The following is a 19,161-nucleotide window of genomic DNA, read 5'->3' on the forward strand; positions in this document are numbered from 1 at the left end:
CCGGGCTGATCGCCATTCGCCCCTAGATCATGTCGTCCTTGAGCGTGCGCGATGCTTTCCAGTAGTGGAAGGCCGCCCAGAAGGCGAAGCAGGCGCAGATCACCATGGCGTAGCGGATGCCGAGCGTGCCGGCCGCCGCGCAGTCCGCTGCGGTCTGGGCCGCGGTCTGGGCCGTGCTGCCGTGGCATTGCGCGGCGTAATCGCCCGCGAACATCCGTGCCGCGAACGTATCGCTGAGGAAGCCGACGAAGAGCGGGCCGATGCCCATGCCGACGAGGTTCTGGAAGAAGATGATGATGGCGGACGCCGTGCCGCGCATGCGCGGCTCGACCATGTTCTGCACCGCGCCGAAGGTGGGTGCGTAGAATGTGAAGGCCAGTGTCGCGCCAATGACGACGAGCGGCATGGCGGTCTGCCAGTTGGGCATGGAGAGGCCGATCATGTAGAGCGGCGCGGCGCATGCAAGGCAGATGGCCGGCAGCCAGGCATACCAGCGCTCGTCCCGCTTGCCCGCCCAATCCGCACCCATGCCGCCGAGGAGCGTGCCGGTCCCGTTGGAGACGGCCGTGACGATCCCGAAGAGAAGGCCGGCCTGCGTCATGCTCATCTCATAGGCCCGGCCAAAATACATCGGCAGGAACAGCAGGATGCCGAAATTCACGAAGCTGGTGAGGCCGCAGGCCATGCCCAGATGCAGGAATGTGCGCTTGGCCCGCAGGATGCGCAGCATCGCCATGAAGCGGGGCGCTTCACGCGCCATGCTGGCGGGATCATCGAACCGGCCGCGGACCGGTTCCTTGACCGTCAGGATGAGCAGGGCGAGCAGCATACCGGGCGCGCCCACGATGAGGAAGGTGTTTCGCCAGCCGAATGTCTCTCCAAGCCACCCCCCGCCAAAGCCGCCGATGAGCGAGCCGAAGGAGGCGCCGAGCGCCACCACGGCGAGGGCCGTGGCCCTTTTGTTGCGCGGGAAGCGATCCGACACCATCGAGACGGTGCAGGGGCTGGCCGCCGACTCGCCGATGCCGACGCCGAGCCGGAGCAGCAGCAGCTGCCAGTAATTGGCGGCATAGGCGCTCAGCATGGTCGTCAGCGACCAGATGGTGGTCGCGATGGCGAGCAGCGGGACACGCTTGCGCCGATCCGCCAGCCGGGCCACCGGGATCCCGGCCGTCGTGTAAAGCAACGCAAAGGCAAGCCCGGTGAGCAGCCCGAACTGCGCATCGCTGATGCCCAGATCGGCCTTGATGGCCGGCCCGAGCGCGGCCACGATCACGCGATCGATGAAGCAGGACAATGCGACCAGCAGCAGGATGAACATCATCCAGTAGGGGTAAGGCTCCGGCTCGGCCCCAGCTGTTTCATCAACCTTCATCGACTCTCCCCCTCCCGGACAATTCTGTGCGCCCCTGATTGAGCGATGGTCTGTTTCAGTCCTTCGTGCCGGGCATTCCCGGTCCGCGATCGACAAGCGCCGTCCCGGCACCCAGCGCCGTGTCCGTCCACATGCGGACGTCCAGATCGGCGATTCGCCAGCTCTTCCCGGCGGACCGGAACAGCGCATGCCATGTGCCCATGCGCCAGGATGCGCCGCGCGGCCAGTATTGCCGGTGGAATTCATGGCGGAAAATCATGCAGTAGGCCGCCACCCGGATGTCTTCTCCCTCACGGCTGAGGCAGGTGGCATTGAACTGGTGCTGGTGGCCATAGGTCTGCGTGGCCCGCTGGCCCATGCTGCCGCCGATGAAGGACTTGATGCCTTCATGGCCTTCGAAGACGCCCGGGCTGCCGTCCCGCAAGGGGTGACGCAGGATGCCGTCTTCGGTGAAGCAATCGAGATAAGCCGCCAGATCGCCCGAGTCGATCGCCCAGGAATAGCGGGCCATGCGATCGGCGATCATAAGCCGGTCGCGCACGGCGATGTCGTCGAAATCCTCGATCATAGCGCGCTTCCCGCGTCGCCAGCCAATATCCGCGTCGTTTTCATCGCGCTCAACACGTCCTCTCCTCCGATATCCTCGCCGAGCCCTCCGCTTCCGTCGCGTGGACCCTGCATGGGCAACGTTGAAGCAGAACACGCGATGTATGTAAAGTTTGCATTATCGCTTGCGCATTCTCGCAGCATTGATGTATCGGATACATAAATCCGGCGAGGTCAACTCTCCGGGCGCCCTGCCTTGGACAGGGCGGGCACATCATAGGAGAGGAGAGAAAATGATCTGTCGGTCTTATCCGAAACGCCGCGCCATCCGGGGTGCCTCTTTGCTCGTGCTGAGCATGCTCGCCACGGCAGCGCATGGCCAGCAGGCTGAAACGCCAGCGCCGCAGGACGACCGCAATGCCGACATCATCGTGACGGCACAGTTCCGGTCCACCAACCTGCAGGACACGCCGCTGGCAATCACCGCGCTAACCGGCGAGCAGCTTGCCGATCGCAGCTTCAACAACATCGCGGACGTGGGCAGGGCCGCGCCGAGCGTCACCTTGCGCCTCGCCAGTTCGGGCTACGGCAAGTCCACCCAGGCCTATATTCGCGGCATCGGCCAGACCGATTTCAACTTCGCGCTCGAGCCGGCCGTGGGCTTCTATGTGGATGACGTCTACCATGCGTCGCTGTTCGGCACGTCCTTCGACCTGCTCGACCTCGAACGGATCGAGATCCTTCGCGGACCGCAGGGCACATTGTTCGGAAAGAACTCGATCGGCGGCGCCGTCCGCCTGATTTCGCAGAAGCCCCGGGATCGCTTCGAGGCGTCCATCGAGGGCACTTATGGCAGCTATGACCGGATCGATCTGCGCGGCATGGTGAACATCCCGCTGGTTGCGGAGCAACTGGCGCTGCGCCTCTCCTTCGCATCCAAGGAACGCGATGGTTATGTCGACCGGGTCGACTTCGCCTGCGCCTATCCGCAGCTCGCGGGCAATCTCACCCCCACGGTCTCGCAGCATGGCAACAGCTGCAAGCTCGGCACGCTGGGCGGCGAGAGTGTTCGCGCGGGCCGGGCGGCCCTGCGCTGGACGCCATCATCGGACATCGAGGTCAATCTGGCCGCCGAGATCATCCGCGACAATTCGGAAGGCGCGGCGGACTCGCTCATCTACATCAATACCGCTGCGACCGCGCTGGTGAATCACAACAATAATCGGCTGATTCCCGCTTATGGCATTCCCTATGACGGGCGCTTCATCGTCGATCCCTATGTGTCCTTCGCGTCCTATGACAGCAAGTTCCTGGGGCGCGAGGTGCCGGCCGTGAACACGGTGCATTCCGAGAGCTATTCCGGCGACATCGCCTGGAACATCACGGAGAATGTCCAGTTCAAGTCGATTACCGCTTATCAGAAGTTCAATGGCCGCTTCACGCAGAACGCCAACAACGCGCCGCTGCCTGTCGCCCTGACCGACAATATCGCCGGCTTCGAGCAGTTTACACAGGAATTCCGAGTGGTGGGCACGTCCTTCAATGACATGCTCGACTGGGCCGCCGGCGTATTCTACTTCGAGGGCGACAGCACGCTGGGCGGCGGCGCCTATCTGGCCGCCTCGAACATCGGGTTCGATCAGAACGACAGCACCCATGCGAAGAACCGCTCCGCCTTCGCGCATGGCACGCTGCACCTGACCGAGCAGTTCTCGCTCACCGCCGGCCTGCGCTACACCAAGGAATCCAAGTCCTATCGCTTCGACCGGGTGAACGTTCCGGCGGGCACGCCCTTCTTCGCCGGCGGCGCCTTCACGTCGCCCGAAGCCGAGATGGATCGGGTGGATTACAAGATCGGCCTCGATTACCAGCTTACCGACCGGGTGATGGTCTATGGCCAGTTCTCGACCGGCTTCAAGGGCGGCGGCATCAATCCGCGCCCCTTCACGCCGGCAGCCGCCGTGCCGTTCGGTCCAGAAACACTGAACGCCTATGAAATCGGCCTCAAGAGCGACCTGTTCGACCGGCTGGTGCGGCTCAACCTGGCGGCTTATCACAGCGATTATTCGAACCTGCAGCTGAGCGCGAACGGCTTCGACAATAATGGCGCGCCGAGCATCGTCATCGCCAATGCCGGCAGTGCCCGCATCAACGGCGTGGAAGCCGAGATGGAAATCCGCCCGGCCCGCGGGCTCCAGATCGACATGTCGGCCAGCTATACCGACTTCAAGATCAAGGATCTGGGGGCGGCGGCCGGCGTATCGGGCGGACCGACGCTGGACAGCAAGGCGCCGGGCGTCCCGGAATGGAAGTATAATGCCGGCATCCAGTATCGCGCCGAACTGGGCAATGGTGGAAGCCTGACGCCGCGCTTCGACGTCTATTACCAGTCCCGGCTGTTCAACGAGTGGACCAACAATCCGCGCGCAGCGGAAGATGGCTATGCGCTTGCCAATGCCCGCCTGACTTACAATGCGCCGGACGAGGAATGGTATGCCGCGCTCTCGGTGACCAACCTCTTCGACCAGTTCTATTATGTGAACCGGTTCATCCAGTCGGGCACCTACATCTTCACCGGCCAGCCCAGCAGGCCGCGCGAATGGGCGGTGACTGTCGGCCGCCGCTTCTGATCTTCGCGTCGAGGGGATACCATCGGGCAATCCCCTCGGCCGTTTCTTGGGGCCATGACAGCCGTTGCGCTGCCAAGGTGAGGGAGGCATGGAATTGGCAGAGGAACTCTCGCTGGCCGAACTGGCCGAGGAAGTCGCCCGGCTGCAACACCGGCTCGGCGTGATGGAAGACATCCAGGCCGTACGGACGCTCCAGTTCAAATATGGCTACTATATGGACAAGGGCCTCTATGACGAGGTCGTGGATCTGTTCGCGCAGGACGGGCAGTTGCACTTCATGGGCGGCATCTTCCGCGGCAAGGCCGGGCTGAAGCGCCTCTACTGCGATCGCCTGCGCAACAATTTCACCGATGGAAACAATGGACCGGTCTACGGCCTGCTGGCCGAGCATCTGCAATTGCAGGACATTGTCGACATCGCGCCGGATCGGCAAAGCGCCCGGGGCCGCTTCCGGGCCTTCATGCAGGGCGGCAGCCATGCGACGAAAGAGAAGATCAATCCGCGCCTGCCGCTGCAATGGTGGGAAGCCGGCGTCTATGAGAACAGCTATGTGAAGGAAGACGGCGTCTGGAAGATCGCGGTGCTCGATTATCACATGTTCTGGCAGGCCGACTATGAAACGGGCTGGGCGCACAGCAAGCCTTATGCGGGCCATTTCTTCCAGAAAGTGTTTCCCGACGACCCGGGCGGGCCAGACGAACTCACTGACCGGGAGCCGAATTTCTGGCCGGAAACCCCGATCGTCGACTTTCATTATCCGCATCCGGTCAGCGGAGAGACCTGGTCGGGAGATCGGCCTGACGGGCGGCGACCGCGCTGAGCGCGCCTACCGCCGGAGCATAGACAAGGAGACGGACGATGCCAGCGCTTGCCGGCGAAATTGCGATCGTGACAGGCGCGGGGCGGGGTTTCGGCCGCGCCATCGCGGAACGACTGGCGAGCGAAGGCGCGGCCGTCGCGCTGATCGCGCGCAACAGGGCACAGCTTGACGAAGCCGTTGCCGGCATTCGACAGGCGGGCGGGAAAGCCATTGCGCTTTGCGCGGACGTCACCGATCCGGCGGATGTCGACCGGGCGGTGTCACAGGCCGAAGCAGAACTGGGCGCCCCGAGCATCCTCATCAACAACGCGGGCGTGCCCGGCCCTATCGGCCCCATCTGGGAGCTGGACATGGATGCCTGGTGGGCGGCCCAGCAGGTCCATATCCGCGCGCCCATGCTGTTCCTGCGGCGCCTCCTGCCGGGCATGGTCGAGCGCGACCGGGGCCGGATCGTCATTGTCTCGGCGATCGCCGCGCGGAAGGTGGCGCCCTATCTCAGTGCCTATTGCACGGGAAAGATCGCGCAGAACCGGATCGTGGAGGAAGCCGCGGCCGAGCTTGCGGATACCAGCGTGAAGATTTTCGCGATCGACCCCGGCTTTGTCTTCACCTCGCTCGCCCGCGACACCATGAACGCGCCCGAGGCGCAGAAGTGGCTCCCCGGCATGGTCGCTCGCCTCAAGGACGTGTCCGACGGCGCCGAGACGGCAGCCGGGCTGGCGCGCTGCGCGCAGCGCTGTCTCGATCTGGTCTCCGGCCGCTATGATTCGCTGTCCGGTCGCTATCTGGAAATCCCCGATGATCTCGATGCGATTGTTGCATCCCTCTCCGCGTAGAAACCCGATAATGTATCTTTTACATTTATCTGGCCGGTAGTTGCCGCTTATGATGTAAGCCTTGCATCGCACTCAGCCTGCCGATATGCAGGGGGCATAACAGGGAGAGAGTGATGTCCGAGCTGTTTCCGCCCAATCTAGATGCCCCCCGTTTTTCCCGCGCCCTGAAAGCCTTTGCGAGCGTCGTCGGATCGCAATGGGTCCTTTCGAGCGAGGAAGACCGCGCCAGCTATGTCGATCCCTATGCGCTTGGCGACGGGTTGAACCATGCGGCCTCGGCAGCGGTCGCGCCGGCCAGCGCGGAGGAAGTGCAGGCGCTGGTTCGTCTCGCCAACGAGCACAAGGTTCCGCTGTGGCCGACGGCGCGGGGCAAGAATCTGGGCTATGGCTGGGCCGCGCCGGCGATGCCGGGCACGGTCGTGCTTGATCTTGGCCGGATGGACCGCATCCTCGATGTCGACGTGAAGTTCGGCCATTGCCTCGTCGAGCCGGGCGTGGGCTTCTACGATCTCTACAATTTCCTGCGTGAGAACGACATTCCCCTGTGGATGTCGTTGCCGGGCAATGCCTGGGGCAGCGTGATGGGCAATGCCCTGGAGCGGGGCCTGGGCTACACGCCCTATGGCGATCACGCCGCCAAGATCTGCGGCATGGAAGTCGTGACGCCGACCGGCGACCTGCTGCGCACGGGCATGGGCGCGATGGCCGGCAGCAAGACCTGGCAAGCCTATCAGCATGGCTTCGGCCCCTCCTGGGATCAGGCCTTCGTCCAGTCCAATTTTGGCGTCGTCACGAAAATGGGCCTGTGGCTGATGCCCGAGCCGGAAATGACGCTGCGAGCCAAGATCGAGTTGCCGCAGGCCGATGACATCGGATGGGCGATCGATGAACTGCACCAGCTCCGCCTCAACAATGTCGTCGACCATAATTTCGTGTTCGGCAACTATCTGCACGACGCGGCCGTGCTGTCCCAGCGCAGCGAATGGTATGATGGCAAGGGCGCGCTTCCCGATGCCATCGCCGACAAGATGATGAAGCATTACGACATCGGCTGGTGGCGTTTCTCGCTCGGTATCTACGGGCATGAAGGCATCGTGCGCGCCAAGGAACAGCTCATCCGCAAGGCACTCGAGCCGCATCTGGGCAAGCCGATCGAGTTCGAGGAATGGCACCGGGGCGAGCCGCTCGACCGGGCTGCGGCGCGGGCGCCCAGCGCCACTGCCCTGCAGATCGTCAACTGGTGGGGCGGCCGGGGTGGTCATATGGGTTTCTCGCCCGTCATGCCGCCCGACGGCGCCCTCGCCCGCAAGACGTTCCGCGCGATGAAGGCGCGTTTCGAGGAACATGGCCTCGATTATTACACCTCCTTCACCATGGGGCATCGCCACATCAACAATGTGAACATCCTGCTCTACGATCGGGACGATGCGGATATGGTGTCGCGCGCCGGCAAGCTGTTCCACACTCTCATCGGCGATGCCAAGGCGGCCGGCTTCGGCGAATATCGCACGCATCTCGACTTCATGGACCCGGTCTCGAAAAGCTTCGATTTCAATGGCGGCGCGCTGGGCCGCTTCAACGAGAGCGTGAAGAACGCCATCGATCCCAATGGCATCATCGCGCCGGGCAAGAACGGCATCTGGCCGGCCCCCTACAAGACGATCGGCACGGGAGACCCGGCATGAAGGCTCTGGGCATGACCATCGTGGCGGCATTGATCGCCGCTGGTGCCGCCGCGCACAGCTTCGCTTCCCCGGATCAGGCCATGGTTGCTCCTGCCACGGTCCCGGCGCCTGCCGGGCTGGATGGCCGGGGACTGTTCCTCAAGCATTGCGGCTATTGCCACCTGCCCGGAGGCACGGGCAGCATTCAGCTCGAACGGCGCTGGGGCAAGGCCCGCGCGCTCCTTGCCGAACGGACCGACCTTCCTGCCGAATATGTGAAGGGCGTGGCGCGACAGGGCATCTTCAGCATGCCGCCCATCACGCGTGTCGAAGTGACGGACGATGAACTCGACAAGCTCGCGGCCTATCTCGCCACCGCCGACAAGACCAAGGCACATGGGCGATGATCCGGCGCGACCTTCTCAAGCTCGGCAGCCTCGCAACCGCTGGCCTTGCCTTCCCTGCCCCCCTCTTTGCGGCCACCGGCAGGGCGCAGGCGATGTCCGTCATCATCGATCCCCGCTTCAAGGCCGCCCTTGCCTTCGCGGATGCTGCCCGCCTCGGCGGCGCGCGCGTGTTTGCCAGCGAGGGCGACTTGGTAAGCCTCTGGTATGGGCCGTTACACGATGCATCGCCCGTCGGCCTGCGGGGCCTCACGGGCTATGGCGACATGATCGTAGCGGGCGGTCTTGCCGCTGCCGCCCGACGGCCATTCAGCTTTCGCATGTCGCATCATGTTGCGCAGGGTGAACAGTTGCACCGGCTATCAGTCGGTTCACCCGCCCAGGCCGACGTGCTTCAGGCCGCTGGCGACCAATGGCCTCGGGCGCTCTGGAGCCTGATGACGGCTGGTTCAGGCACGCCCGGGAAGGTGCGTGCCGGGCAAACCGAAGCGGCTGGACGCGAAGGGACCTTGTGGTCCTGGGCCATTGCCTAAGCGACGTGGATCGCCCAAGCTGAGGGCATATTGATTTTGAGGGCGGCGAATTAAATGACGAATATGTCGAGCGAAGGACCTGTCCGCCGCCGGGCGGGAGCGACCCTTGCCGACGTCGCCAGAGCCGCGCGTGTGTCGACCGCCACAGTGTCGCGCGCACTCAATACGCCCGACCTGCTCACCAAGGAGACGCTGGGCCGCGTCCATGCCGCGATTGCCGAGACGGGTTATATTCCATCCCTCACGACCGGCACGGTCATCACCAATCGCAGCCGGCTGATCGCCATCATGGCCCCGCCCACGCCGCTCGAACTGTTCGATACCACGGTAAGGGCAGCGGTCGCCGCGCTCGATGATGGGGGCTACCAGACCCTGCTTGGCATCTACGAGCGAAACGCGACGCGCGAGAAGATCGTGACCCAGATCCTCAGCCGACGCCCCGGCGGGCTCATCCTCATCGGCCTGCCGATGTCGCCTGACGTCCGCGCCTTGCTGGTGGAATCCAATCTGCCGATCGTGGAGACCTGGGAGACGCCCATCACGCCCATCGACATGGTCGCGGGCATTTCCCATCACGACATCGGGATCGAGGTGGGCAATTTCCTGCTCCGCAAGGGCTATCAGCGGCCGATGATCTTTTCGACCGACAGCAGCCGTGGCCATATCCGGCGCTACGGGATCTCACGGGTGCTGATGGAAGCCGGCCGCCCGGAACCCAGGAGCATCGACCACACCCTGCCGGGCACGATCGGCGAAGGCCGGCGCAGCTTCGCCCGCATCTGGGAAGCCGGCGAGCGGCCGGACGTGATCGTCTGCTCCTCCGACTGGCTTGCGCAGGGCATCCTCATAGAAGCCTCGGTGCGCGGCGTGCGGGTGCCGGAGGACGTAGCGGTGGTCGGCTTCGGCGATTTCGATTTCGCGCGGGAACTGGAGCCCTCCCTGACCTCGGTCCGCATCGATGGCGCGGAAATGGGGCGGCAGGCCGCCGCCCTCATGCTCCAGGCCCTGTCCAGAAGCCAGCGCGACCGCTCGAAGGCGCCTCGTATCGACATTGGTTTCAAGCTGGTGGAGCGCCGGAGCACATGAACAGGGCCATGGAACTGCCGCCCGAAATACAGCGCTTCCTCGATGCCTCGCATGGCCTGCTGATCGACGGCGCCTGGCAGCCTGCCGCGAGCGGCGAAACGCTTTCCGTGGAGGACCCCGCCACCGGGCGGACGATCAGCAGCATCGCGGCGGGCGGCGCGGACGACATCGACAACGCCGTCCAGGCTGCGGGGCGTGCGCTGCGCGCGCCAGCCTGGCGCAGCATGCCGCCGGGCGAGCGGACGCGCTTGCTCTGGAGGCTCGCCGATCTCATCGAGCGCGACCGCGAGGCGCTCGCTTTCCTGGAGAGCCTCGATAACGGGATGCCGCTCTCCCTCGCCCGGTTCAGCGCCGGCGGGGCGATATCGGGACTACGCTACAATGCCGGCTGGGCAGGCAAGATATCGGGCGAAACGCCGACCGTCTCGGCGCCCGATCATCACGCTTACACCGTGTACGAGCCGGTAGGCGTGGTTGGCGCGATCATCCCCTGGAACCTTCCCCTGACGATGGCTGCGAACAAGATCGGCCCGGCGATCGCGGCGGGCTGCACCATCGTGCTGAAGCCGGCCGAGCTGACATCGCTTTCCGCGCTCTGGCTCGGCAGTCTCGTTCTCGAGGCCGGATTCCCCGCCGGCGTTATCAATATCGTCACGGGGCTGGGCTCGCAGGCAGGCGCCGCGCTGGCGGCCCATCCACGCGTCTCCAAGATCAGTTTCACCGGCTCGACGGCGACCGGGCAGGCCATTGCCGCCGCTGCCCTGCCGACGCTCAAGCGCGTCACGCTCGAACTGGGCGGCAAGTCTCCGGTCTTCATCTTCCCGGACGCGGATCTCGATGCAGCGACGCTGGGCGCGGCGAACGGCATTTTTCTCAATTCCGGCCAGGTCTGCGTCGCGGGCTCCCGGCTGTACGCCCATCGCCAGGTGTTCGATCGCGTGGTGGAATCAGTCGCGGCGCACGCAGCGGCACTGCGTGTGGGTCCGGGGACCGCGGACGGCACGCAAATCGGTCCGCTTGTGTCGGGCGGGCAGAAGCAACGCGTCGAGGGCTTCCTCGCGCAGGCGGCGACCGATGGCTGCACGATGGTGGCGGGTGGTGATCTGGCCGATCCGGCAGGGCATTTTGTCCGCCCGACCGTACTCGCGGGCGTCGAGCCGCATATGAGCGTGTATCGCGAGGAAATCTTCGGCCCGGTGCTGACGGTCATGCCGTTCGAGGCAGATGATCTCGATCTGATCGCCGCACGCGCGAACGATACGCGCTATGGCCTGTCCGCGAACATCTGGACACGCGACATTTCCCGGGCACACAGGCTGGCCCGGCTGATCGACGCCGGGACCATAAGAGTGAACGGCGCCGGCATCGATCATGCCCTGCCTTTCGGGGGCTTCAAGCAATCGGGCTGGGGACGCGAGAACGGGCGAGAGGGTATTCTGGCTCATATGGAGCTCAAGTCCGTATCCATTCGCCTGTGACGGCGGCAGGGCCGAGGGATTCCGGTGCTCCCGGCGTCGGGTTCGGCATTGCTGTCGAGTTGTGCGGCCGGCTCAGCGCTTCCCGCCGCCTTTCCCTGACAGGACGTCCCTGAATGCCGCCGCAAGCGAGCCGGCCTCATCCTCGCGGAGCACGCCGAGGGCCCGCAGCGCCTCGTCGGCGCCCGCAGCCCGGGGATAGGGATCGAGATTGAGCGCCAGCGTCTGCGCCGCTGCTTCGCCGAGGTCGATTCTCTCGTCCTCCAGCGGCAGCAGGTCGCAATCCTCGTCGCGCAGCTCGATCTCGTCTTCCTCCGACTCCGCTGTCTCCAGGTCCCGCACGAAGCGGATGACGAACGGCGCGTCCAGATGCGCCGGGACATCTTCGTCCGTGGCGACGCAGGCCTGCACCAGATCCGCCGTCACGGTCCCGTCGACGCGGTAACCGTTCGCTTCCGGCGAAATCCGCGCGGATGCCTCCAGGCGATCGAGCCTCCGCAACCCGAAGCGCCCCGCGAGCGCGGCGCGCTCCTGGTCCGTGGCGCTAATGACATGTTCGCGCGTCCCCTCGCCTATTTCATTGACGCGGACGATGCGGGAAAATTCGGGCGGCCGCTCCGGCATGGTTCAGCCCCGCAACCGGCCGGAAAGAAGCGCGTCGCGATCCTGCCCCGACAAGCGCCCGAAAAGCGCCCGCAATTCTCCCTCAAGATACGCAAGCGCTTCCGGCGCCGGCGCATTGCCGCGATAGAGATTTCTCACCAGCGCCTCCGACAGAGGCGCCTCGCCGGCCAGACCCGCCCGATAGGCCGCCAGCCGGCCGCCAAGTGCTCCCACCATATGGCCCACCTGTTTGCCGACGACGACATCCCCGAAGCCGATCTGGCGAATCTGGGCATCCATGTCGTCGATGAAAAGCTCCGTCAGCCTGGCCGATTCACCCTTCGCATCTAGCGCTTCGAGCCGAAGCAGCACCAGCGAGAGCACCGCCGCCACCATGTCGAACCGGCCGTCCAGCGAATCGGCCACGCCGCCGCGCTCATACCAGTGCGGTTCACGGGCCGTGGCGACGATCATCGCATAAAGGGGTCGCAGCGCCGCGCGATCATCCTTGCGAGCGAAAAGAGATGACAAAAGACTCATGTGCGGTTCAGCTTTGCGCAGCCAGGGAAAGTTCAGGATGGATCATGATGGCGGGTCTCCACCATCGGACAGTTGCATATTGATTGCAGAGGCTGGCAATGCAATGGGCGGCGAGGCCCGCCGGGCGCATTTTCGAGAAGGACACGAGCGGACGATGAACATGCAGCGAGGGATGAAGCGACCGCTCCTTGTGGCGAGCGTGGCGGCGATCCTGCTGCTCGCGGGCGGCTGCACCCGGATCCGGGCGCACCAGGGCTATCTCGTCGACCAGCTCATCGTCGATTCCGTGTTGCCCGGCGTGGACAACAAGGCCTCCGTGGAAGGCGCGCTTGGCCGGCCCACCTTCGTCTCGCAGTTCGGGCCGGAGCGCTGGTATTATGTCGCGCGCGATACGCGGGCGCTCGCTTTCAGTTCGCCGCGCCCGACGGAGCAGTTGCTCATCACTGTCCAGTTCGATGGACAGGGCAACGTCGCCACGATCGATCGCAACGCAACGCTCGATCAGGTCGCCAATCTGTCCCCCGTCGGCGCCAAGACGCCTACGCTGGGCCGGAAGCGGAGCCTCCTCGACGAGATTTTCGGCAATATCGGCGCGGTGGGTGCGGGCGGCATGGGCGGCGGCGGCGCGCCGACGGGCCCGGGCCCCAACGGCGGCTGACATCGTCAATCGTCCCGGTGATTTCCGGGACGCTTTCGGCTCGAAGGGCGCCGCGCATGTGGTTTTCCTTGCAATCGACCCGTTGTTGACTTCATGATGGGCAATTGAGGGAGAGCCGCGATGCAGCATTTCGGCGATCTGCAGCCCCTGGGGCGGCCGGATTTCTTTGCCGAGCAGGCGCCGGTCGGCAGATACAGCGCCAGGCGAAGCCGCTGGCGGTTCGCGGTGGGATCGCTTGAAGTCGGCTTCGACCGGGCAAGCGAAACCATCGATGCCGAAACGCCGCGACAACAGGCCGGGCCGCGTCTGGACTTCGCCCAGCGCCTCATGATCCTTGTCGGAACGATAAGCTGTGCCGCCCTCCTGCTGGCGCTGGCCGGATGGATGTGGTCGAAGCGCGGCTCGTCCATCATGGGCGGGGAAACCGTCTCGGCTGCGATCATCGATCGCGAGGATGCTGCAGCGCCGGCGAGCCCCGGCGAAACGCCCGTCGTGATCCCCACGAAGGCGGAACCGACCCGGCTGACCGCCGTCATCGAGCGGCAGGCGGCTGCCCCGGCCGTGGCGCCCACGAAGCGCGCATCCGTGGCCATCGCGCAGGGCGAGGCCATTGCCCCCAAGGCAGCGGCCATTGGTCCGGCATCCGCGCCCGACGAAGCGATCGTCGCCTCAGGCAATTATCTGCTCATCCCGAGCGTGGCTCATGCGCTCTCGACCGCCATGGCCAGTGGGGAAGCGCAGAACTGGGTCGCCGGCAACTATCATGGCCTCGTCGTCGTCGGCGACGCGGAGCTCAAGGACAGCAAGCGCTGCCGGCAAGGCACCGTGTTGCTGCGCGATGGATCGCTTCAGGGCCGGACCCAGCGGTTCGAGCGCTGCATCTGAGCTGACGCGCGGCCGGATCGCCGGCCGGGCGCGGCAGTCTGTTCAGCGTGCGATGCCGCCGGCAGCGAGCACGGCGAGCGTCACCAGTTCCGACGCGGTCGATGCCATGGCGGCGATCTGCACCGGCTGGCCCATGCCGATGAGCATCGGGCCGATCACGGAGTCCCCGCCCAGTTCCCGCAGCAGCTTGGCGGAAAGATTGGCCGACTGGAGCCCCGGCATCACCAGCACATTGGCCGGCCCGGACAGGCGACTGAAGGGATAGCTCTGCATCACGCGCGTGTTGAGCGCCACGTCCGGTGCCATCTCCCCCTCATATTCGAAATCGACATTGCGCTGGTCGAGCAGGCCGACTGCCTCGCGAATATTGTCGAGCCAGTTGCCCGGCGGATTTCCGAAGGTGGAATAGGAAAGGAAGGCAACGCGCGGCTCATGGCCCATCCGACGCGCGACGGCGGCGGTGCCGATGGCGATATCGGCAAGCTCCGCGGCGCCGGGACGCTCGTTGACGGTGGTGTCGGCCATGAACACCGTGTGGCTACGGCCGACAAGGACATGGATGCCGAAGCAGGTGCGATCCGGCGCCGGATCGATGACCCGGCGCAATTCGCGCATGGTCTGGGCATAAGTGCGGGTGACGCCGGTGATCATCGCGTCCGCCTCGCCCATCTTGAGCAGCAGCGCGCCGAAGATGTTGCGATCGCGATTGACCATCCGCTCGCAGTCGCGCCGCAGATAGCCGCGCCGCTGGAGGCGCTCGTAAAGCGCGTCGACCATTTTCGGCACGAGCGGCGAATTCACGCTGTTGTAGAGCTCGAAGCTTTCCGGGTCGCGGACGCCCAATTCCCTCAGCTTCTCATAAACGTCCTGACGGCCGACCAGCACCGGAATGCCGTAACCGCCGTCCCGGAACTGGATCGCCGCGCGCAGGACGACTTCCTCCTCGGCTTCCGCGAAGAGGACGCGCTTGGGCGCCGCCCGCGCGCCCTCATAAGCGAGCGTCAGGACCGAGGTGGTGGGATTGAGCCGCGCGCGCAGGGTCTGCCGATAGGCGGCCATGTCCTCGATCGGCTGCTGCGCCACGCCCGATTCCATCGCGGCCTGCGCGACGGCGGCCGGCACCACCTCCATCAGACGGGGGTCGAAGGGCGCGGGAATGATATAGTCCGCGCCGAAGCTGTGCGACTTGCCATAGGCCAGCGCGACTTCCTCCGGCACCTGCTCGCGCGCGAGCGAAGCGATCGCCTGCGCTGCGGCGATCTTCATCGCTTCGTTGATCGCGGTGGCCCGCACGTCGAGCGCACCACGAAAGATGAAGGGGAAGCCGAGGACGTTGTTGACCTGGTTCGGATAGTCCGACCGGCCCGTCGCCACGATGGCATCGGGCCGCGCCGCCTTGGCGACGGGCGGCAGGATTTCCGGATCCGGATTGGCCATCGCGAAAATGATCGGCCGGGCGTTCATCTCGCCGATCCACTCGGGCCTGAGCGCATCCTTGGCGGAGAGCCCAAGGAAGATGTCCGCGCCCTTGAGCGCATCATGCAGCGTCCGCGCCTCCGTGCGCACTGCATGGGCGGACTTGAACTGGTCCATGCCGTGCGTGCGTCCCTGATAGATCACGCCTTCGCGATCGCACATGGTGACGTTGTCGTGCGGCACGCCCAGCGCCTTGATGAGTTCGGTGCAGGCGATGGCGGCAGCGCCCGCGCCATTCACGACGACGCGGGCCTCGCTGATGTCGCGTCCGGTCAGGTGGCAGGCATTGATGAGCCCGGCGGCGCAGATGATGGCCGTGCCGTGCTGGTCGTCATGCATGACCGGAATGTTCATCCGCTCCTTGAGCGCCGCCTCGATCATGAAGCATTCAGGCGCCTTGATGTCTTCGAGGTTGATGCCGCCGAAGCTGGGCTCGAGCAGCGCCACCGCGTCGATGAAGGCCTGCGGGTCTTCGGTGTCCACCTCGAGGTCGATGGCGTCCACGTCCGCGAAGCGCTTGAACAGGACGGCCTTGCCTTCCATCACCGGCTTCGACGCCAGCGCTCCGAGATTGCCGAGGCCCAGGATCGCAGTGCCGTTCGAGATGACCGCGACGAGATTGCCCCGCGCGGTGTAATCATAGGCCGTCTGCGGATTTTCGGCGATCTCCCGCACGGGAACCGCCACGCCGGGCGAATAGGCCAGCGCGAGGTCGCGCTGCGTGGCCATGGGCTTGGAAGCGATGATCTCGATCTTCCCGGGTCGCCCGGCCGAATGAAAGAGAAGCGCCTCGCGCTCCGAGAATTCGATGGTCGTCTTGTCGCTGGTCGTATCTGTCATGGGAGTGGGGCCCTTCGATCAAGTCTGCCCTAGCGACAATCCGATCCGATCGACAAGGGGTGCGGACATGATTTCCGTCGCGGCAGGCGCCTTTTCGCCATCCGCATGCGCTGCTAACGCAATGCGCGTGACCAATCATGCCAATCCCGGGTCGAAGACCGACAAAGCCGCACGAAGCGCAGCCAGCGCCCCCACGCCCATGATGGCCCAGTATCTGGCCCTGAAGGCGGAGGCGGGCGGGGACCTGCTTTTCTATCGCATGGGCGACTTCTTCGAGCTGTTCTTCGATGACGCCAAGGTGGCCGCGCAAGTCCTCGACATCGCGCTGACCACGCGCGGCGAACATCTCGGCGAGCCGATCCCGATGTGCGGCGTGCCCGTGCACAGCGCGGACAGCTATCTGGCGCGCCTCATCAGGGCGGGGCACCGTGTTGCCATTGCCGAGCAGACCGAGACGCCGGAACAGGCCCGCGCGCGGGGCTCCAAGGCGCTGGTCGGCCGCGCGATCGTGCGCTTCGTCACGGCCGGCACGCTCACCGAGGAAGCGTTGCTGGACAGCCGCCGGGCCAATCTGCTGGCGGCGGTGGGCGAGAGCGGTGGCGCGAAGGCCGTCGCCGCAGCCGATATATCCACGGGCAGGTTGGAGGTGGTGACGCTCGAAGGGCACGCCATCGAGGCTGAACTGGCCCGCCTGGGCGCGAGCGAGGTTATCGCGCGGCCCGGACTGGCGGAAAGCATCCCCGCAGCCATGCCGTTCGAGAGCCGGAGTTTCGACAGCGCGCGGGCCGAAGAGCATATCCGCCGGCATTTCGGCGTCACGACACTGGAGAGCTTCGGCGCCTTCTCGCGGGCGGAGCTTTCCGCGCTGGGCGGGCTGCTCGCTTATCTCGAGCATGTCGGCAAGGGCCGCATGCCGTTTCTCGCTGCCCCGGTCCGGCTGGGTTCGGGCGCACATCTCGCGATCGATCCGGCCACCCGCGAGAGCCTGGAGATCGTGCAGACGCAGAGCGGTCAGCGGGCCGGCAGCCTGCTGGCGGCCGTCGACCGGACGGTGACCGGCGCGGGCGCGCGGCTGCTGGCGGCCGATCTCTCCGCTCCCCTGATGAACCGCGAAGCGATCGAGGCCCGGCTGAGCCTCGTCCAGTGGTTCCACGACGATGGACCGCTCCGCGAGGATGTCCGTGCCCGATTGCGGGCCTTGCCCGATGTCGGTCGGGCGCTCGGCCGCATAGCCATCGGCCGGGGCAGCCCGCGCGATCTGGGGCAATTGCGCGATGGCCTCGATGCCGCCCATCGCCTGCGCGAGAGGCTGGGGCGCCTGCCCTCGCGGCCCGCGCTGCTTGACGACCTGCTGCCGCATTTCGACGGGCACGGGGAACTGATCGACATATTACAGCGCGCCATCGTCGCCGCTCCGCCGACGGAAGCTGCCAATGGTGGCTATATCGCCGAGGGCTATGATGCCGCGCTCGACGAACTGCGCCGCCTGGCGGGGGACGGCCGGCGCGCGATCGCTAGCCTGGAAGCCCGCTACCGTGAGGAGACGGGGATCGCCGCGCTCAAGATCCGCCACAATGGTGTGCTTGGCTATCATGTCGAAGTGCCTGCCCGCCATGCCGATGCCCTGCTGGCGCAGGACAGCGGCTTCACGCATCGCCAGACCCTGGCCGGCGTGGTGCGCTTCAATTCGGTGGATCTTCATGAACAGGCGGGCCGGGTCGCCCAGGCCGGCGCGCATGCCCTCGCCGCCGAGGCAGCGCATTTCGAGGAGCTGGTCGCACGCACTGTCCGCAGGCGCGAGGCGATCGCCCGGACGGCGGACGCGCTGGCTCGGATCGATGTCGCGGCCGCCCTCGCGGAGCGCGGCGTCGAGGGCGGATGGACGCGCCCGGCCCTGGTGGAGGATCGTTGCCTCGATGTATCCGGCGGTCGCCACCCCGTGGTCGAGGCCGCACTCGGGCGCGAAGGCGCTGCCTTTGTCGCGAATGACTGCCGGCTGGACGAGGGCGATCGGCTGTGGCTGGTCACCGGGCCCAATATGGGCGGCAAGTCCACCTTCCTGCGCCAGAACGCGCTGATCGTCATCCTGGCGCAGGCGGGCAGCTTCGTGCCGGCCCGCGCCGCTCGGCTTGGCCTTGTCGACCGGCTGTTCAGCCGGGTCGGTGCGTCGGACAATCTGGCGCGGGGCCGGTCCACCTTCATGGTGGAGATGATCGAGACGGCCGCCATTCTCGCGCAGGCCACCGAGCGCAGCTTCGTCATTCTCGACGAGGTGGGGCGCGGCACCTCGACTTATGACGGGCTGGCCATCGCCTGGGCAGTGGTGGAGGCGATCCACGACGTGAACGCGTGCCGCTGCCTGTTCGCGACTCACTATCATGAGCTGACGCGCCTCGCCGAACGGCTGGAAGCGCTGTCGCTCCACCATGTGCGGGCGCGCGAGTGGCAGGGCGATCTCGTGCTGCTGCACGAAGTGAGCGAGGGGCCGGCCGATCGCAGCTACGGCATCGCGGTCGCCCGACTCGCTGGACTGCCGCCGCAGGTGCTGGCCCGCGCGAAGGACGTGCTTGCCAGGCTGGAAGCCGGAAAGGCGCAGACCGGCGGCATCGCGGCCGGCCTCGATGATCTGCCGCTGTTCGCCGCCGCGCTGGCTCCGCAGCCCGACAAGGCGCCCGATCCGCTGCGCGAGCGGCTGGCGCAGACCGATGCCGACAGTCTTTCGCCCCGCGAAGCGCTCGAGCTCGTCTATGCCCTCAAGCAATTATCGGACGCCGCTCCTATATGAGTGTC

At 65.8% G+C, this 19,161-nt stretch carries 16 protein-coding genes; 11 read left to right on the top strand and 5 right to left on the bottom strand.

The window, feature by feature from the left end; translation table 11 throughout:
• Positions 1-22: 22 nt before the first annotated feature.
• Both HNP60_RS19005 and HNP60_RS19010 read right to left on the bottom strand, forming a co-directional pair.
• A complete protein-coding gene (locus tag HNP60_RS19005; protein WP_184156571.1) occupies positions 23-1,375 on the bottom strand; it encodes a spinster family MFS transporter in 1,353 nt (450 codons plus the stop codon).
• Between the two features lie 55 nt (positions 1,376-1,430).
• The gene (locus tag HNP60_RS19010) at positions 1,431-1,943 is read right to left on the bottom strand and encodes a nuclear transport factor 2 family protein (protein WP_184156573.1); all 513 of its coding nucleotides are present in this window, start codon (positions 1,941-1,943) and stop codon (positions 1,431-1,433) included.
• A gap of 271 nt (positions 1,944-2,214) precedes the next feature.
• On the opposite strand from HNP60_RS19010, the gene HNP60_RS19015 reads away from it, so the two are divergent.
• The 8 genes from HNP60_RS19015 to HNP60_RS19050 all read left to right on the top strand — a co-directional run bounded on the left by HNP60_RS19015 (position 2,215) and on the right by HNP60_RS19050 (position 11,372).
• Positions 2,215-4,551 carry a TonB-dependent receptor gene (locus HNP60_RS19015; protein ID WP_184156575.1) on the top strand — a complete coding sequence of 779 codons (2,337 nt, stop codon included), beginning with the start codon at positions 2,215-2,217 and terminating at the stop codon, positions 4,549-4,551.
• A gap of 88 nt (positions 4,552-4,639) precedes the next feature.
• On the top strand, positions 4,640-5,371 hold the full coding sequence (locus tag HNP60_RS19020) for a nuclear transport factor 2 family protein (protein ID WP_184156577.1): 732 nt from the start codon (positions 4,640-4,642) through the stop codon (positions 5,369-5,371).
• 38 nt (positions 5,372-5,409) lie between these two features.
• Positions 5,410-6,207 (top strand): SDR family NAD(P)-dependent oxidoreductase, encoded by a 798-nt coding sequence (locus tag HNP60_RS19025; protein ID WP_184156579.1) that lies wholly within the window; start codon positions 5,410-5,412, stop codon positions 6,205-6,207.
• 113 nt (positions 6,208-6,320) lie between these two features.
• A complete protein-coding gene (locus HNP60_RS19030) occupies positions 6,321-7,892 on the top strand; it encodes an FAD-binding oxidoreductase (RefSeq protein WP_184156580.1) in 1,572 nt (523 codons plus the stop codon).
• Positions 7,889-8,278, top strand: a complete 390-nt coding sequence (locus HNP60_RS19035) for a c-type cytochrome (RefSeq protein WP_184156581.1) — start codon at positions 7,889-7,891, stop codon at positions 8,276-8,278. The genes HNP60_RS19030 and HNP60_RS19035 overlap by 4 nt, the downstream gene beginning before the upstream one ends.
• Entirely contained in the window at positions 8,275-8,808 is a 534-nt protein-coding gene (locus HNP60_RS19040) for a hypothetical protein (protein WP_184052082.1), read from the top strand. The genes HNP60_RS19035 and HNP60_RS19040 overlap by 4 nt, the downstream gene beginning before the upstream one ends.
• 54 nt (positions 8,809-8,862) lie before the next feature.
• Positions 8,863-9,894 (top strand): LacI family DNA-binding transcriptional regulator, encoded by a 1,032-nt coding sequence (locus HNP60_RS19045; protein ID WP_184156582.1) that lies wholly within the window; start codon positions 8,863-8,865, stop codon positions 9,892-9,894.
• Entirely contained in the window at positions 9,891-11,372 is a 1,482-nt protein-coding gene (locus tag HNP60_RS19050) for an aldehyde dehydrogenase family protein (protein ID WP_184156583.1), read from the top strand. The genes HNP60_RS19045 and HNP60_RS19050 overlap by 4 nt, the downstream gene beginning before the upstream one ends.
• A 72-nt stretch (positions 11,373-11,444) precedes the next feature.
• On the opposite strand, the gene HNP60_RS19055 is transcribed toward HNP60_RS19050, so the two are convergent.
• Entirely contained in the window at positions 11,445-11,993 is a 549-nt protein-coding gene (locus tag HNP60_RS19055) for a YceD family protein (protein ID WP_184156584.1), read from the bottom strand.
• A 3-nt stretch (positions 11,994-11,996) separates the two neighbouring features.
• Complete coding sequence (locus HNP60_RS19060; protein ID WP_014078126.1) at positions 11,997-12,512, bottom strand: ubiquinol-cytochrome C chaperone family protein; 516 nt, start codon at positions 12,510-12,512, stop codon at positions 11,997-11,999.
• A 154-nt stretch (positions 12,513-12,666) separates the two neighbouring features.
• Here HNP60_RS19060 and HNP60_RS19065 point away from each other — a divergent pair, with 154 nt between their 5' ends.
• Positions 12,667-13,170: an outer membrane protein assembly factor BamE gene (locus tag HNP60_RS19065; protein WP_184052072.1), complete on the top strand. Its 504-nt coding sequence runs from the start codon at positions 12,667-12,669 to the stop codon at positions 13,168-13,170.
• 120 nt (positions 13,171-13,290) lie between these two features.
• A complete protein-coding gene (locus HNP60_RS19070) occupies positions 13,291-14,055 on the top strand; it encodes a hypothetical protein (RefSeq protein WP_184156585.1) in 765 nt (254 codons plus the stop codon).
• Positions 14,056-14,097: 42 nt separating this feature from the next.
• On the opposite strand, the gene HNP60_RS19075 is transcribed toward HNP60_RS19070, so the two are convergent.
• Complete coding sequence (locus tag HNP60_RS19075) at positions 14,098-16,371, bottom strand: NADP-dependent malic enzyme (protein WP_184156587.1); 2,274 nt, start codon at positions 16,369-16,371, stop codon at positions 14,098-14,100.
• A gap of 121 nt (positions 16,372-16,492) precedes the next feature.
• On the opposite strand from HNP60_RS19075, the gene mutS reads away from it, so the two are divergent.
• Complete coding sequence (gene mutS, locus HNP60_RS19080; protein WP_476712841.1) at positions 16,493-19,156, top strand: DNA mismatch repair protein MutS; 2,664 nt, start codon at positions 16,493-16,495, stop codon at positions 19,154-19,156.
• Positions 19,157-19,161: the final 5 nt, after the last annotated feature.

Source organism: Sphingobium lignivorans (assembly GCF_014203955.1).
GTDB classification, from domain to species: Bacteria; Pseudomonadota; Alphaproteobacteria; order Sphingomonadales; family Sphingomonadaceae; genus Sphingobium; species Sphingobium lignivorans.

Bases quoted from the DNA above. Each gene is read 5' to 3' on its own strand.
- HNP60_RS19010 (WP_184156573.1), bottom strand. From the start codon at position 1,943: ATGATCGAGGATTTCGACGACATCGCCGTGCGCGACCGGCTTATGATC.
- HNP60_RS19045 (WP_184156582.1), top strand. From the start codon at position 8,863: ATGACGAATATGTCGAGCGAAGGACCTGTCCGCCGCCGGGCGGGAGCG.
- HNP60_RS19030 (WP_184156580.1), top strand. From the start codon at position 6,321: ATGTCCGAGCTGTTTCCGCCCAATCTAGATGCCCCCCGTTTTTCCCGC.
- HNP60_RS19075 (WP_184156587.1), bottom strand. From the start codon at position 16,371: ATGACAGATACGACCAGCGACAAGACGACCATCGAATTCTCGGAGCGC.
- mutS (WP_476712841.1), top strand. From the start codon at position 16,493: ATGCGCGTGACCAATCATGCCAATCCCGGGTCGAAGACCGACAAAGCC.
- HNP60_RS19015 (WP_184156575.1), top strand. From the start codon at position 2,215: ATGATCTGTCGGTCTTATCCGAAACGCCGCGCCATCCGGGGTGCCTCT.
- HNP60_RS19035 (WP_184156581.1), top strand. From the start codon at position 7,889: ATGAAGGCTCTGGGCATGACCATCGTGGCGGCATTGATCGCCGCTGGT.
- HNP60_RS19055 (WP_184156584.1), bottom strand. From the start codon at position 11,993: ATGCCGGAGCGGCCGCCCGAATTTTCCCGCATCGTCCGCGTCAATGAA.
- HNP60_RS19060 (WP_014078126.1), bottom strand. From the start codon at position 12,512: ATGAGTCTTTTGTCATCTCTTTTCGCTCGCAAGGATGATCGCGCGGCG.
- HNP60_RS19070 (WP_184156585.1), top strand. From the start codon at position 13,291: ATGCAGCATTTCGGCGATCTGCAGCCCCTGGGGCGGCCGGATTTCTTT.
- HNP60_RS19065 (WP_184052072.1), top strand. From the start codon at position 12,667: ATGAACATGCAGCGAGGGATGAAGCGACCGCTCCTTGTGGCGAGCGTG.
- HNP60_RS19040 (WP_184052082.1), top strand. From the start codon at position 8,275: ATGATCCGGCGCGACCTTCTCAAGCTCGGCAGCCTCGCAACCGCTGGC.
- HNP60_RS19025 (WP_184156579.1), top strand. From the start codon at position 5,410: ATGCCAGCGCTTGCCGGCGAAATTGCGATCGTGACAGGCGCGGGGCGG.
- HNP60_RS19050 (WP_184156583.1), top strand. From the start codon at position 9,891: ATGAACAGGGCCATGGAACTGCCGCCCGAAATACAGCGCTTCCTCGAT.
- HNP60_RS19005 (WP_184156571.1), bottom strand. From the start codon at position 1,375: ATGAAGGTTGATGAAACAGCTGGGGCCGAGCCGGAGCCTTACCCCTAC.
- HNP60_RS19020 (WP_184156577.1), top strand. From the start codon at position 4,640: ATGGAATTGGCAGAGGAACTCTCGCTGGCCGAACTGGCCGAGGAAGTC.